Below are 13,894 nucleotides of genomic sequence, written 5' to 3' on the forward strand. Positions count from 1 at the left end.
AGCTAGCGACGTCACCGGGGGCCGCGATCGTGCGTCGGGATGTGCGGCCCGTGCTTGGCGGTGGATCCAGTGCGGTCCTGCCGTCGTCGTTCAGACCGACGGTGAGGCCGTTCTTCGTCCGGCGTGCTGTCCGTGCCGCGCCGTGCGGCTCCTGTCGCCCCGGACCGGTGCCCCGTCCATGGCCGTCCCCCCGTGTCTTCGCCCCGGGGTCAAGTGAACCACGTCACAAGGCTACTCAGAACTGGTCCGACGCCTCGAACACCGCCGTGCGGTGACCGGTTGGCCCGTACAGCCGCGCGGCAGGGGGTGAGCCGCGCCCCGGTCCTCGGGCCGGCCCGACCGCGTGGACGCTCGCCTCCGCCTCCTGGAATTGGGGCTGACCCGGACGCGCGCGGTGCGCCATCCTGAAGGCTCGCCGATAGTGTGGAGGGGCCTGATGCAAGCCAAGCGCGGTGACCACATCGTCATCGAGACGCAGACCTTGGACGCTGCGCGCCGCCGGGGGGAGGTCGTCGACGTCCTCGGCGAGGGGGAGACCGAGCATTACCAGGTGCGCTGGCAGGACGGGCACGAGTCGGTGTACTTCCCCGGCCCGAACGCCCACGTCGAATCCGCCGGTTGAGGCCTCCGACCGGCGATCCGCGCCGGGGGCCTCGCGATCTTCCTACGCTGCGGCGACCACGACGAGTTCAACCTGCACGACGGTACCGGGCAACTTCACCGGCCGCTGGGGGAGCTGGACATCGCCCACGACTACCACCTCGTTCGCGGCGCCGATCACATTGGGCCCGAGATCATGGCCGGTTCGGGCTCATTCCCCCCGGTTGATCGCGCTACGTCGACTCCAAGGACAGCCTCGTCGCGCTGATGGTCGACACCGCCGTGGGTCCACCTCCGGAGCTCGGCGAGCACGACTGGCGCAACGGGGTCGAGACGTGGGCACGAGAGCTGTGGAGTCGATGTCTGAGCCATCCCTGGCTCACGGACGTGCCTGCCGGCGGGATGAACACCGCTCTGCTTGTCGACGGGCTGGCCCGCACGTTCGGCCTTGTCTCCCGATCCGGCCGCACCGCGCCCGTCCCGCCGGCCTGGCTTCTCGAGGCCGCCGCAGCTCGTACCCGAGGCTCGCCGGAGAGCTGGAGCGCGACCGGAGCGGCATCGACGACGAGTTCAGCGAGGCAGTTCACACCGTGCTCCGCGGCGCCGAACCGTCGTCCTGTCGAGCGGCGCCGAACCCATGATCGCGGTGGTCTCGGCCGAGAGCGGCGACGGGCGACCCGGCTCAGGGTAGGGCGAGCCGGTTGATCCGGCGCAGGACCTGGAGGTACTGCTTCCGGAGCGGGCCGGTCGTGTATTCGAGGCCGTACTCGTCGCAGAGCGCGCGGACCTCGGTGGCGATCTCGGCGTAGCGGTTGCTGGGCAGGTCGGGGAAGAGGTGGTGCTCGATCTGGAAGCTCAGGTTGCCGCTGAGTAGGTGGAACAGCGGGCCGCCGTCGAGGTTCGCGGCGCCGAGCATCTGGCGCAGGTACCACTGTCCGCGGGTCTCGCCCTCGAGCTGTTCCTCGGTGAACTGGACCGCGCCGTCGGGGAAGTGCCCGCAGAAGATGATGGCGTGCGACCAGAGGTTGCGCACCAGGTTGGCGGTGGCGTTGCCGAGCAGCACGGGGGCGAAGAACGGGCCGGCCAGCGCCGGGAACACCAGGTAGTCCTTGGTGAACTGGGAGCGCATCTTGCGGCCGATCCGCTTGAGCTGGGACCAGACGGTCCTGCGGTCCTTCTCGCCGGCGACGATCTTCTCGATCTCGATGTCGTGCAGCGCGACGCCCCACTGGAAGAACACGGCGAGCAGCGCGTTCCACAGCGGGTTGCCGAGGTAGTAGGGGTGCCAGCGCTGCTCCTCCGACATGCGCAGGATGCCGTAGCCGACGTCGCGGTCCTTGCCGACGACGTTCGTGTAGGTGTGGTGCATGTAGTTGTGGGAGTACTTCCAGTACTCGGCGGGGGTGGTGTTGTCCCACTCCCGACATCGCCCGCACCGTCCGCACCAGCAGCGCGGAGACCACCCCGCCCGACTCGGCCTGACGATCACGCGGGCCGCGGTGGCATCGCCGACCCGGCCGCCGACGGGACCGCAGCAGGCGGTCAATGGTTTTACGATCGGGGGATGGGACATTCCGCCGACGGCGACAGCGCGGCCACCGATTTCCTCTCCTTCGCCGACATCGCGGTCGACACCACCGCCGAGCGGCTCCCGGGCATCGACCGCTCCGCCATGCAGATGGTGCTGCTCCTGCACCGTGTGGCGAGCTCGATCGTCTACGACCTCGAATCCACCGTGCACCGGCCGGCGGGCTGGAGCTGGTCGGCGTTCCGGCTGCTGTTCACCCTCTGGGTCGCGGGACCACGCGAGTCACGTCAGGTCGCCCATCTCTCCGGGATGAGTCGCGCCGCGGTCTCGAGCCTGACGAAGACGCTCAGCGCGTCGGGCCTGCTCGCGCGACGGTCGGACGAACGCGATCGGCGAGCCGCCATTCTCTCGCTCACCGCGCGCGGAGCCGACGCGCTGGAGACGACGTTCCGGGCGCACAACGAGCGCGAGGCGAGGTGGGCCTCGCTGATCAGCGAGGACGAGCTCGCCACGCTCAACGGCGTGTTGACGAAGCTCGCGCGGGCGGCGCAAGGCCAGGAGTGGATCAGCCGGCGCGCCTGAGGGCGCGCTCGTCCTCTCGCCTCAGGGGTCTGCCTCCTCGAGCCAACCAATAAAATCTTTGACTAGTTCTGGTGTTCACGGACGCGGGGCGCTACCGTTCCTCAGGTAGTCAAACCTTTGATCGTCGTACAGTCGACGGTCGAGCCCCGCGACCTCCCAGAGTTGGGAAGGGATTTCCGATGGCGCAATCCCCTGACGCCGGTCCGTCGGCCGAGGCCGGGACCACCGGTCCGGCTTCCACGGCGGCCGCCGATGCCGCCCAGATCCGCCGTGTCGTCGGCGCGAGCCTGGTCGGCACGACGATCGAGTGGTACGACTTCTTCATCTACGCCTCGGCCGCGAGCCTGGTGTTCGGCAGGCTCTTCTTCCCGGCGCTCGACGGCTCGACGGCCCTGCTGGCCTCATTCGCCACCCTGGGCGTGAGCTTCGTGGCGCGGCCGATCGGCGGAATGGTCGCCGGGCACCTCGGGGACCGTTTCGGCCGCAAGTCGATCCTCGTCGCGACCCTGCTGCTGATGGGCATCTCGACGATCGGCGTCGGCCTGCTCCCCGGCTACGCCTCGATCGGCGTGGCGGCGCCGATCCTGCTCGTCGTCCTGCGCCTGCTGCAGGGGCTGTCCGCGGGTGGTGAGTGGGGCGGTGCCGCACTGATGTCCGTCGAGCACGCCCCGCCGGGGCGCCGCGGATACTTCGGGTCGTTCCCGCAGATCGGCGTGCCGATCGGCCTGCTGCTGGCGAACCTGGTGTTCTTCACCGTCTCGGCCGTGACGACGGACGAGCAGTTCGCGGCGTGGGGCTGGCGGATCCCGTTCTTGCTCAGCGTCGTCCTGATCGCCGTCGGGTTCTTCGTGCGGTCCCGCGTGGCGGAGAGCCCGGTGTTCACCGAGCTGCGGCGCCGCCGCGCCCGCCGCTCCGCGCCGCTCGCCGAGATCCTGCGCTCCAACCGCCGTGAGCTCGTCGTCGCGATCGGCCTGTTCATCGCGAACAACATGATCGGCTACATCCTCATTGCCTTCATCAACTCCTACGGCACCCGCACGCTGAAGCTGTCGAGCACGACGATGCTGTTCGTCGGGATGGTCGGCGCTGTCGCGTGGGGTGTGTTCACGCTGGTCGCCGGCCGCTGGTCCGACAGGATCGGGCGCCGCCGGATCTACCTGATCGGCACGCTGGCGATGGCGGTGTGGGCCTTCCCGTTCTTCCTGCTGTTCGACACCCGCTCGATCCCGCTGATGCTGGTCGCGGTGATCGTGATGGCCTTCGGGCTGGGCCTCACCTACGGGCCGCAGGCCGCCGCCTACGCCGAGCTGTTCCCGGCAGGGGTCCGCTACAGCGGCGTCTCGTTCGCCTACGCCTTCGGCGCGATCCTGGGCGGCGGCTTCGCGCCGTTGCTGGCCACCTGGCTGATCGGGCTGACCGGCACCTCGCTGTCGGTGTCGGCCTACATGCTGCTCGCCTGTCTGGTCACCCTCGCCGCCGTCCTCGCCCTGCGCGAGCGCTCCGCGGCCGAGCGGGAGGCCTTCGTCATCGGGTCGGCCCCGGCCGACCACTGACCGTCCCGAACCGATTCTCACGGAGGAAACCATGGCCAAGCCGTTCGCCTCGTCCGCCGACACCGCGGCCAAGGAGCAGACCCTCGAGGTCCTCGCCGACGGCGTCTACGCCCTCACGGCCGAGGGTGACCCGAACATCGGCGCTATCGAGGGCGAGGACTTCCTCGTCTGCTTCGAGGCCCTCGCGACCCCGGTCGCGGCGGCGAAGTGGCTGAGGAAGCTGCGCGAGTACACCGACAAGCCCGTCCGCTACCTGGTGCTGAGCCACTACCACGCGGTCCGCGTGCTCGGGGCCAGCGCGTTTGACGCCGAGGTGATCGTCGCGCACGAGAACACCCGGGCACTGGTCGAGGAGCGCGGCAAGCAGGACTGGGCGAGCGAGTTCGCCCGGATGCCGCGCCTCGCCGAGGCCGCGGACTCGGTGCCCGGCCTGACCTGGCCGACCCTGACGTTCTCCGACCGGCTCACCATCGACCTCGGCGGCGACCGGGGCGACCTGGTGCTGCAGTACCACGGCCGCGGGCACACCGAGGGCGACATCGTCGCCTGGCTGCCCCGGCAGCGGATCCTCTTCGCCGGGGACCTGGTGGAGGCCGAGGCCGCGCTCTACACCGGCGACGCGTTCCACCGCGAGTGGACGACCTCCACCCTGGACCGGCTGGCTGCGCTGGGTGCCGAGCAGCTCGTCGGCGGGCGCGGGGACGTCAGTAAGGGCCGCGAGCAGGTCGACGCCGCGATCGCGAAGACCCGCGGCTTCCTGGACACGATGCTGCGCGAGGTGGACGCGGTGCAGCAGCGCGGCGGGACGTTGAAGGAGGCCTTCGAGGCCACCCACGCGGCCCTGGTCGACGACTTCGGCAGCTGGCCGATCTTCGAGCACTGCCTGCCGTTCGACGTGTCCCGGGTCTGGGACGAGCTCTCGGGCATCGAGCGGCCGATCATCTGGACCGCCGAACGCGACCAGGAGGTCTGGGCGCAGCTGCAGAGCTGACCCACTCCGACCCGAGCACCTCGCAACGACGGGAGCCCCGGAGATGTCCTCCACATCCTGGCCCGGTGGTCCGGTCGCCGTCCTCGGCGCCGGTCCGGTCGGGCAGACCACCGCACTGCTGCTGGCCCGCTGGGGCGTCCCGACGGTGGTGCTCGACCAGCGCCCCGAGCGGGACCCCGTCGGGTCCAAGGCCATCTGCCAGCAACGCGACGTGCTCGACGTCTGGGAGTCCGTCGGCGCCGGCGCCCGGATCGCCGCCGAGGGCGTCACCTGGACCACCGCGCGGACCTTCCACCGCGACGCGGAGCTGTTCAGCTACGAGTTCGAGGAGCCGGGCCGCGCGGCGTTCCCGCCGTTCGTCAACATCTCCCAGACGCGCAGCGAGGAGATCCTCGACGAGCTGATCGCCACCGAGCCGCTCGTCGACCTGCGCTGGAACCACCGCGTCACCGACGTCGAGCAGGACGACGAGGGGGTGACGGTCCGCTGCGAGACCGTGGCGGGCCCCGTCGAGTTCCGGACGCCTTACCTGGTCGCCTGCGGCGGTGCCCGCAGCGACGAGCTGCGCCGCCTGCTCGGCGTCTCGTTCGAGGGGCACACCTTCGACGACCGGTTCCTGATCTGCGACATCCGCGCGGACCTGCCCGGCTGGGCCAGCGAGCGCCGGTTCTACTTCGACCCCGAATGGAACCCCGGCCGCCAGGTGCTGATCCACCCGTGCCCGGACTCGACGTTCCGGATCGACTGGCAGGTCCCGGCGGACTACGACCTCGACGACGAGGTCGCCTCCGGCGCGCTCGACACCCGTATCCGGCAGATCGTCGGCGGCACCGACTACGAGATCGTGTGGAAGTCGGTTTACCGGTTCCACTCCCGGTGCGTGGACCGGATGCGGTGCGGCCGGATCCTGATCGCCGGCGACGCCGCGCACCTGGTCTCGCCGTTCGGTGCCCGCGGCCTCAACTCCGGGGTCGCGGACGCCGAGAACGCCGCCTGGAAGATCGCCTACGTCGGCCACGGCTGGGCGCCCGAGGCGCTGCTGGACAGCTACCACACCGAGCGGCACGCCGCGGCGGCCGAGAACATCGCCGTCACCACCGCGACCATGGACTTCCTCGTCCCCCAGGACGAGCAGCAGGCCCGGCATCGAGCCGAGATCCTCTCGGCCGCCGCCACCGACCCGCAGAGCAGGGCCCGCGTGGACTCCGGCCGCCTCGCCGAACCGTTCTGGTACCTCGACTCCGCCCTGACCACTCCGAGCGCCGAGCGACCCTTCACCGGTCGACCGCCACGCGGGCAGTCGCCGGCGGCCGGGCCGGGTGTGCTGCTGCCCGACGCACCCGTCACCACTCCCGGCGGCCGGCCGGGACGGATCCGGTCCCTGGCCCGGGACGGCTTCCTGCTGCTCGCCACGGACGGCGTGCCGCCCGCCGCCGTCCGGGACGCCGCCGGAGTCGCCCCCGGCCCCGTCCGGGTGCTCGCCCTGTCCGACCTCGACACCGACGGCACGCTCACCGCGGCCCTGGCCGCACGCCCGGGCGAGGTGTGGATCGTCCGGCCCGACGCGCACATCGCCGCCGTCCTCACCGGCCCGACCACCGAAGAGATCACCGCGGCGCTGCACCGTGCCGCCGCGCACCCCGTCACCGAAGGAGGAGAGCCACGATGGCGCACTACAGGCGAGCCGGTGATATCCCACCCAAGCGGCACACCCAGCACCGCACGCCCGAGGGCGGGCTCTACTACGAGGAGCTGATGGGGGAGGAGGGCTTCTCCTCGGACTCCTCGCTGCTTTACCACCGCGGCGTGCCCTCGGCGATCGTGGACGCGACCGTGTGGGAGCTCGGCGACGTCGCCACCACGCCGAACGTGCCGCTGGTGCCGCGGCACCTGAAGCTGCACGACCTGTTCGGCGAGGACTGGAAGGCCGTCGACGCGGTCACCGGCCGGCGCCTGGTGCTCGGCAACGCCGACGTGCGAATCTTCTACGTCGTCGCCGGGGAGACCAGCCCGCTCTACCGCAACGCCGTCGGCGACGAATGCGTCTATGTCGAGTCCGGCACCGCGGTCGTCGAGACGGTCTTCGGTGCGCTCGACGCCCGGCAGGGCGACTACGTGATCCTGCCGCGTGCCACCACCCACCGCTGGATCCCCACCGGCAGCGACCCGTTGCGGCTCTACGCCATCGAGGCGAACTCGCACATCGCCCCGCCCGAGCGCTACCTGTCGCGCTACGGGCAGCTGCTCGAGCACGCCCCCTACTGCGAGCGGGACCTGCACGGACCGACCGAGCCGCTGCTCGTCGACGGCACCGATGTCGAGGTGCTGGTCAAGCACCGCGGCAGCACAGGGGTCGCCGGGACCCGTTACGTGGTGCCGACGCACCCGTTCGACGTCGTGGGCTGGGACGGCTGCCTCTACCCGTACACGTTCAACATCGGTGACTTCGAGCCGATCCCCGGCCGGGTGCACCAGCCGCCGCCAGTGCACCAGGTCTTCGAGGGCGACAACTTCGTGATCTGCAACTTCGTGCCGCGCAAGGTCGACTACCATCCGCTGTCGATCCCGGTGCCGTACTACCACGCCAACGTGGACTCCGACGAGATCATGTTCTACTGCGGAGGGAACTACGAGGCCCGAAAGGGATCGGGCATCGGTCAGGGCTCGATCAGCGTGCATCCGGGCGGGCACAGCCACGGCCCGCAGCCCGGCGCGATGGAGCGCTCGATCGGCGCGGAGTTCTTCGACGAGCTCGCCGTCATGGTCGACACGTTCCGCCCGCTCGAGCTGGGCGAGGGCGGCCGGGCCGTCGACGACGGCACCTACGCCTGGAGCTGGTCCGGCCGCGGACCCGCCTCGTGACCACGGACTTCCCGCGAGTCGGCGTCTTCGGTGCACCGAGTCGTGGTCTGCCGTCGGTCGTCCTGGGGATGCTCGACGACGCCGCGGTCTTCCCGCCCGGACTGGCGCCGCTCCCGGAGGCGGTCGAGGCGCACCGCGAGCACGAGGAGTCCTGGTACGGCGGCCTCGTCGGGCCGCTGGTCGTCGCGGCGTCGGGCCTGGCGGAGCTCGGCGCGGTGCTCGGAAGCGGCGAGGGTGCCGGCTATGCCGCGGGCCCGCTTCCGATCGCGGTGACGCTGCCGAAGGGGCCCGCACAGGTCGCCGGCGTCCTCGACGCGATGACGGACCTCCCCGTGGCGCTCGTGGCCCTGGAGATCGCGGTGCCCGACGGCGTGAACCCGGGTGAGCTGATCGCGACGCTGGACGAGGCGCCGGCCGGGACGTCCGTCGAGGTGTACGTCGAGATACCCCGCGACGAGCGGCGCGGCCCGCTGCTCGCCGCCCTCGCCGGCACCCGCTACCTCGCCAAGTTCCGCACCGGCGGCGTCCGCGCCGAGCTCTACCCGGACGAGGCCGAGCTGGCCGCGACGATTCGCGCCGCCGTCGAGGCCGGGGTGCCGTTCAAGGCCACCGCCGGGCTGCACCACGCGCTGCGCAACACCGATCCAGAGACCGGCTTCGAGCAGCACGGGTTCCTCAACCTGCTGCTGGCCACCGAGGCCGTCGCCCGCGGGGCCGACGACGCCGAGGTCCGGGCGTTGCTGGTGGAGCGGGACGGCGCCGTCGTCGCCGCCCGCGTGCGCGAACTGGGGGAGGAGCGCGTCGCCGCCGCCCGCGCCCGGTTCCTCTCGTTCGGGACCTGCAGCATCATCGACCCGCTGACCGAGCTGGTCGACCTCGGCCTGGTCGACCGCCCCGGAGGAGAACCATGATCGCGATCGAGATCCCCGACGGTTCGCCGTTCGGGGTGGACAACCTGCCCTACGGCGTCTTCTCCGCCGCCCGTGACGCCCCACGGGTGGGCGTGCGGGTCGGCGACTCCGTGGTCGACCTCGCCGCGGCGCTGGGCGAGGAGGTCTTCGCCGCGCCCACGCTGAACCCGTTCATGGCCCAGGGGTACGACCGCTGGGTGCGGGTCCGGGAGCAGGTCACGGCGCTGGTGGCCGGTGACGTCCCGGACGGCGCGGTGCACGCGGTGCGGGACGTGACACTGCACCTGCCGATCGACGTCGCGGACTACGTGGACTTCTACGCCTCGGAGCACCACGCGTCGAACGTCGGGCGGCTGTTCCGCCCGGACGCCGAGCCGTTGCTGCCCAACTGGAAGCACCTGCCCGTGGGCTACCACGGCCGGGCCGGCACCGTCGTCGTCTCCGGGACGGACGTGGTACGGCCGAGCGGGCAGCGCAAGGCCCCGACGGACACGGCACCGTCGTTCGGGCCGAGCGTGCGGCTGGACATCGAGGCGGAGCTCGGGTTCGTCGTCGGGACCGGGACGCCGCTGAACGCCCCGATCCCGGTCGACGACTTCGTCCGGCACGTCTTCGGCGCGGTCCTGCTCAACGACTGGTCGGCCCGCGACATCCAGGCCTGGGAGTACGTGCCGCTGGGCCCGAACCTGGGCAAGAGCTTCGCGACGTCGATCTCGCCGTGGGTCGTGCCGATCCTGGCGTTGGAGGCCGCCCGGATCCCGTTGCCCGGGCAGTCCGATCCCGAGCCGCTGCCCTACCTGCGGGAGACCGGCCCGTGGGGGCTGGACGTCGATCTGGTCGTGGAGTGGAACGGCGAGGAGGTCAGCCGGCCGCCCTACCGGGAGATGTACTGGTCCCCGGCGCAGATGCTCGCCCACATGACCGTCAACGGCGCGTCGTCGCGCACCGGCGACCTCTACGGCTCCGGCACGATCTCGGGTCCGGAGAAGGGTCAGCGGGGCGCGTTCCTGGAGCTGACCTGGGGCGGGAAGGAACCGATCACGGTCAAGGGCGAGGAGCGGAGCTTCCTGCTCGACGGCGACGAGGTCGTCATCACCGGGACGGCCCCCGGCGCCGGGGGCGGCCGGATCGGTTTCGGCGAGGTCCGCGGCCGGATCCTGCCCGCCCGCTGACGCCGGCTGCTCAGGCGCAGGTTCCGCCTCTCACGGCGCTTCCCGGTACGCCGGGGCACGCCGTGGTGCGTGGCGGGGCGTGCTCTCCAGCAGCGGCAGCGCCCGGGACGGCACGACGACCGACAGCACCACGACGCTCGTCGAACGGCTGACGACGGGCGACCGGTTCAGCGCCAACAGCGTCTGCTGCAGGTCCTCGTGCGACGACGCGGCCAGCCGGCAGAGCACATCCGACGAACCGGTCGTCGCATAGGCCTCGAGCACCGCCGGCAGGGCGGTGAGCTCGGCCGTCACCTCGTCGAGCGCGCCCTGCGCGATCTCCAGGGTCACGAACGCCTGCACCCCGTACCCGGCCGCCGCGACGTCGAGATCCGGGCCGTAGCCGGTCAGGATCCCCGACTCCTCCATCCGGTGGAGCCGGGCCTGGACGGTGCCGCGGGCCACCCCCACCGTCCGGGAGAGCTCGAGGACGCCCGCGCGGGGACTGTCGCGCAGCGCCCGTAACAGGTCGACGTCCAGCGCGTCCAGTGGCGTGGTCATGGGCAGATCGTACAGTTGCGACCGGTATTAGCCCGACAAACTGGTCAGCCGGACCAGATCGAAACTGCTTGCTTGCGTACCTGCGTGAGCCGCGGTCTCCTGAGCGCAGCGAATCCCGAACCCGCGCGCCCAGGAGGCTCCGCCGTGAGCATCGACCAGACCCTCACCAGCCAGGAACGCCTCGCCGAGCTCGACCTCGACCAGCTCCGCCAGCTGGTCGGGCTGGTGGAGTACGACGACGACCGCGACCCGTTCCCCGTCACCGGGTGGGACTCCCTGGTGTGGTCGGTGGGCAACGCGACCCAGGCGGCGCTGTACTACCAGCAGGTGTTCGGCATGGAGCTGGTCGCGTACTCCGGCCCCGAGACCGGCAACCGGGACCACCACGCCTTCGTCCTGCGGTCCGGCGCCGTCCGGTTCGTCCTCAAGGGCGGCGTCGACCCGAAGAGCCCGCTGCTCGACCACCACCGCCGCCACGGCGACGGCGTTGTGGACATCGCACTCGAGGTCCCTGACGTCGACCGCTGCATCGCGCACGCTCGCGCCCTGGGCGCCACGATCGTGGAGGAGCCCCACGACGTCACCGACGAGCACGGCACGGTGCGCACCTCGGCTCTCGCCACCTACGGCGAGACCCGGCACACCCTCGTCGACCGCTCCCACTACACCGGCCCCTACCTGCCCGGCTACGTCGCGCGCAGCTCCGGCTACGTGAAGCCGGAGGGTGAGCCCAAGCGGATCTTCCAGGCGCTCGACCACGTCGTCGGGAACGTCGAGCTCGGCCGGATGGACGAGTGGGTGGACTTCTACAACCGCATCATGGGCTTCACGAACATGGCCGAGTTCGTGGGCGAGGACATCGCGACGGACTACTCGGCGCTGATGAGCAAGGTCGTCACCAGCGGCAACCACCGGGTGAAGTTCCCGCTCAACGAGCCGGCGCCGGGCAAGAAGCGCTCGCAGATCGACGAGTACCTGGACTTCTACGACGGCCCCGGCGCCCAGCACCTGGCGCTGGCCACGAACGACATCCTGCGCACCGTCGACACGCTGCGGGCCAAGGGGGTGGAGTTCCTGGCGACGCCGGACTCGTACTACGAGGACCCGGCGCTGCGGGCGCGGATCGGTGAGGTCCGGGTGCCGATCGAGGAGCTGCAGAAGCGCGGGATCCTGGTCGACCGGGACGAGGACGGCTACCTGCTGCAGATCTTCACCAAGCCGCTCGGGGACCGGCCGACCCTGTTCTTCGAGTTCATCGAGCGGCACGGCTCGCTCGGGTTCGGGATCGGCAACTTCAAGGCACTGTTCGAGGCCATCGAGCGCGAACAGGACAAGCGCGGCAACTTCTGAACGCGCGACGGTTCCCGGACCCGGCGGCGGTAGCTCAGCCTGAGCGCGGAACCAGCAGCACGGAGCCGGGAGCGTGCGTCACGGCGGCCCGTGGCCGGCCGCCCACATGGTCGTCCCAGCGCTCGACCCAGGCCGGAAGCGGGTCGGCGTCGCCGAACACGACGAGCTGGACCCGGTCGGCGGGAGCCGCGAGAGCCTGGCCGTTCATCTCGGTCCTCCTGGGCGCGGTCGTGCCGTGCCGTGCCGTCGAGGATTCCAGCGTTCGATCTTCCTGGCCAGGGCAGAGGGACCTGACGGCGGATGCCGTAGAGCCGCCGTGCCCTCCGGCCACGTTCGCGGAATCGGCCCCACGCCGAGCAGAGCGCCCCTCAGGTGCTGAGGTGCTCGTGACGAGGTGCGCCGGCCTCGTTCTCATCGCATCGCCGGAGCCGGTAGCAGTGGCCGGCCTGGCGGACGAGAAGCGGGCTGTGGCGGATCAGGTGCCCGGCGAGCGCTGCCGGGGATCTCGAACAGCTCCGGGCTGCCGGCGGTGGCGAGGGCTTGACACGCGGTGTCGTCGGCGGTCACGAGGTACAGGCCGATATCGGCGCGGGCGGCACGGCGGAGGACCTGGACGAGTGCCGGTACGGCGCCCGGCGCGAGGACGGACAGTGCGCTGAGATCGAGCACGATGGCCCATGTGCGGCGTCGAGCTGCTTGTCGAGGAGGCGTCGCCCGCTGGCTCCACGGCGTCGGTGTCCATGAGCGAGCGGCCTTCTCGGTGTCGGCGGAAGGCTTGCGATGTCAAGCAAAGCCGGCCGGCCGGGTGCATCTGTACGGGTAACGCGGACCTGTGTGCGATCGGCGCGGGGATCGATGAGGCGTTCCTGCCCAGGGGCGGGCGCGGGTGAGGCGACTCCGACCAACCCGGGGCAGATCAGCGGCATGAATGGTTGGGGTGTGGGCATCCCGCTCAGCGAAGCGACGGGAAGGGACACATGCCATGGGGTTCACGCCAGCGCACAATCTTGGCCTGCTGACGCTACGCGCCGGCGTCGGCGGAGTGTTGTTCGCCCATGGGGCGCAGAAGCTGTTCGGGTGGTTCGGTGGCCCTGGGATCGAGGGAACCGCGGGCGCCTTCGACCAGATGGGGTTCAAGCCGGGGCGCGCCAACGCGATGGCCGCGGGGGTCGCCGAGGCGGGTGGGGGCACCCTGATCGGGCTCGGGCTGGCTACTCCTGTCGCCGGTTCGGTGGCCGCGGGCACGATGATCGCGGCAGCATCGGTTCACGCCCCCAACGGCTTCTTCGCCGCCAGCGGCGGGTACGAGTACCCGGCCCTGCTCGGCCTGTCGGCGGCCGCGCTGTCCCTGACCGGGCCGGGGGACTGGTCGCTCGACGCGGCCGTCGGGAATCGGCTGAACCGGCCCTGGATGGCGGGAGCAGGTCTGCTGGCGTCCTCGGTGCTCTCAGCGGTGCTCGTGCAGCGTCGTCGCCGGGCGGTCGCAGCTCGGCAAGCTGCGCCGGCGGCCCAGGCCGCGGCAGACAGCCCAGCCACTCCGGCAGCGGCAGCGAGCTCCGCTCCCACTCCGGATCGTGCCACGGGATCGGCGTCGTCCGGCTGCTGAGCGGCAGACCGTGCCGGCAGTCCGATGCGGCTGATCGACCCGACGACCCGCGGGCGCGTGCGACCGTGGGGCCGGCCGGCTCACAACGCCACGCCGTTGCTCCTGCCCGGTGCGTCGGGAGCGGCGAGGCGGGCGAGCCGGTGCAGAGTGGCGAGCCCGGCGGGCGTGCCGGGCCAGTGGCGGGCCAGGGCGGCCGGGC

12 protein-coding genes and 1 pseudogene are annotated in these 13,894 nt (G+C 71.4%); 10 read left to right on the forward strand and 3 right to left on the reverse strand.

Features of this window, described 5'->3' with window-relative positions; translation table 11 throughout:
* The first annotated feature begins 436 nt into the window (after window positions 1-436).
* A complete protein-coding gene (locus JWP64_RS07440; RefSeq protein WP_297493829.1) occupies window positions 437-622 on the forward strand; it encodes a DUF1918 domain-containing protein in 186 nt (61 codons plus the stop codon).
* Between the two features lie 660 nt (window positions 623-1,282).
* Here JWP64_RS07440 and JWP64_RS07445 read toward each other — a convergent pair.
* Window positions 1,283-2,020: pseudogene (locus JWP64_RS07445) on the reverse strand (acyl-CoA desaturase); the annotation flags it as partial.
* Between the two features lie 144 nt (window positions 2,021-2,164).
* Between JWP64_RS07445 and JWP64_RS07450 the strand changes: the two are divergent.
* From JWP64_RS07450 to fahA, 7 genes are all read left to right on the forward strand, one after another.
* Window positions 2,165-2,710, forward strand: a complete 546-nt coding sequence (locus tag JWP64_RS07450; RefSeq protein WP_297493830.1) for a MarR family transcriptional regulator — start codon at window positions 2,165-2,167, stop codon at window positions 2,708-2,710.
* 179 nt (window positions 2,711-2,889) lie between these two features.
* Window positions 2,890-4,263 carry an MFS transporter gene (locus tag JWP64_RS07455; protein WP_297493832.1) on the forward strand — a complete coding sequence of 458 codons (1,374 nt, stop codon included), beginning with the start codon at window positions 2,890-2,892 and terminating at the stop codon, window positions 4,261-4,263.
* Between the two features lie 31 nt (window positions 4,264-4,294).
* Window positions 4,295-5,254 carry an MBL fold metallo-hydrolase gene (locus JWP64_RS07460; RefSeq protein ID WP_297493834.1) on the forward strand — a complete coding sequence of 320 codons (960 nt, stop codon included), beginning with the start codon at window positions 4,295-4,297 and terminating at the stop codon, window positions 5,252-5,254.
* A gap of 43 nt (window positions 5,255-5,297) precedes the next feature.
* On the forward strand, window positions 5,298-7,010 hold the full coding sequence (locus JWP64_RS07465; protein WP_297493836.1) for an FAD-dependent monooxygenase: 1,713 nt from the start codon (window positions 5,298-5,300) through the stop codon (window positions 7,008-7,010).
* Window positions 6,920-8,116: a cupin domain-containing protein gene (locus JWP64_RS07470; RefSeq protein WP_297493838.1), complete on the forward strand. Its 1,197-nt coding sequence runs from the start codon at window positions 6,920-6,922 to the stop codon at window positions 8,114-8,116. Before JWP64_RS07465 ends, JWP64_RS07470 begins: the two co-directional genes overlap by 91 nt.
* Window positions 8,117-8,184: 68 nt before the next feature.
* Complete coding sequence (locus JWP64_RS07475; RefSeq protein ID WP_297493847.1) at window positions 8,185-9,027, forward strand: hypothetical protein; 843 nt, start codon at window positions 8,185-8,187, stop codon at window positions 9,025-9,027.
* Entirely contained in the window at window positions 9,024-10,199 is a 1,176-nt protein-coding gene (gene fahA / locus JWP64_RS07480; protein ID WP_297493840.1) for a fumarylacetoacetase, read from the forward strand. The genes JWP64_RS07475 and fahA overlap by 4 nt, the downstream gene beginning before the upstream one ends.
* Window positions 10,200-10,229: 30 nt before the next feature.
* On the opposite strand, the gene JWP64_RS07485 is transcribed toward fahA, so the two are convergent.
* Window positions 10,230-10,739 (reverse strand): Lrp/AsnC family transcriptional regulator, encoded by a 510-nt coding sequence (locus tag JWP64_RS07485; protein ID WP_297493842.1) that lies wholly within the window; start codon window positions 10,737-10,739, stop codon window positions 10,230-10,232.
* A gap of 150 nt (window positions 10,740-10,889) precedes the next feature.
* Between JWP64_RS07485 and hppD the strand changes: the two genes are divergently transcribed.
* Entirely contained in the window at window positions 10,890-12,089 is a 1,200-nt protein-coding gene (gene hppD, locus JWP64_RS07490; protein ID WP_297493848.1) for a 4-hydroxyphenylpyruvate dioxygenase, read from the forward strand.
* A gap of 34 nt (window positions 12,090-12,123) precedes the next feature.
* On the opposite strand, the gene JWP64_RS07495 is transcribed toward hppD, so the two are convergent.
* Complete coding sequence (locus tag JWP64_RS07495) at window positions 12,124-12,297, reverse strand: hypothetical protein (RefSeq protein ID WP_297493844.1); 174 nt, start codon at window positions 12,295-12,297, stop codon at window positions 12,124-12,126.
* Between the two features lie 774 nt (window positions 12,298-13,071).
* Here JWP64_RS07495 and JWP64_RS07500 point away from each other — a divergent pair.
* Window positions 13,072-13,695: a DoxX family protein gene (locus JWP64_RS07500; RefSeq protein ID WP_297493846.1), complete on the forward strand. Its 624-nt coding sequence runs from the start codon at window positions 13,072-13,074 to the stop codon at window positions 13,693-13,695.
* The last annotated feature ends 199 nt before the right edge of the window (window positions 13,696-13,894 follow it).

The organism is Pseudonocardia sp. (genome assembly GCF_025465255.1).
Lineage (GTDB): Bacteria > Actinomycetota > Actinomycetes > Mycobacteriales > Pseudonocardiaceae > Pseudonocardia.

Excerpts from the sequence above, each read along its gene's own strand:
- JWP64_RS07450 (WP_297493830.1), top strand. The coding sequence starts at position 2,165 with ATGGGACATTCCGCCGACGGCGACAGCGCGGCCACCGATTTCCTCTCC.
- JWP64_RS07465 (WP_297493836.1), top strand. The coding sequence starts at position 5,298 with ATGTCCTCCACATCCTGGCCCGGTGGTCCGGTCGCCGTCCTCGGCGCC.
- JWP64_RS07440 (WP_297493829.1), top strand. The coding sequence starts at position 437 with ATGCAAGCCAAGCGCGGTGACCACATCGTCATCGAGACGCAGACCTTG.
- JWP64_RS07485 (WP_297493842.1), bottom strand. The coding sequence starts at position 10,739 with ATGACCACGCCACTGGACGCGCTGGACGTCGACCTGTTACGGGCGCTG.
- JWP64_RS07495 (WP_297493844.1), bottom strand. The coding sequence starts at position 12,297 with ATGAACGGCCAGGCTCTCGCGGCTCCCGCCGACCGGGTCCAGCTCGTC.
- JWP64_RS07475 (WP_297493847.1), top strand. The coding sequence starts at position 8,185 with ATGCTCGACGACGCCGCGGTCTTCCCGCCCGGACTGGCGCCGCTCCCG.
- JWP64_RS07500 (WP_297493846.1), top strand. The coding sequence starts at position 13,072 with ATGGGGTTCACGCCAGCGCACAATCTTGGCCTGCTGACGCTACGCGCC.
- JWP64_RS07455 (WP_297493832.1), top strand. The coding sequence starts at position 2,890 with ATGGCGCAATCCCCTGACGCCGGTCCGTCGGCCGAGGCCGGGACCACC.
- JWP64_RS07460 (WP_297493834.1), top strand. The coding sequence starts at position 4,295 with ATGGCCAAGCCGTTCGCCTCGTCCGCCGACACCGCGGCCAAGGAGCAG.
- JWP64_RS07470 (WP_297493838.1), top strand. The coding sequence starts at position 6,920 with ATGGCGCACTACAGGCGAGCCGGTGATATCCCACCCAAGCGGCACACC.
- fahA (WP_297493840.1), top strand. The coding sequence starts at position 9,024 with ATGATCGCGATCGAGATCCCCGACGGTTCGCCGTTCGGGGTGGACAAC.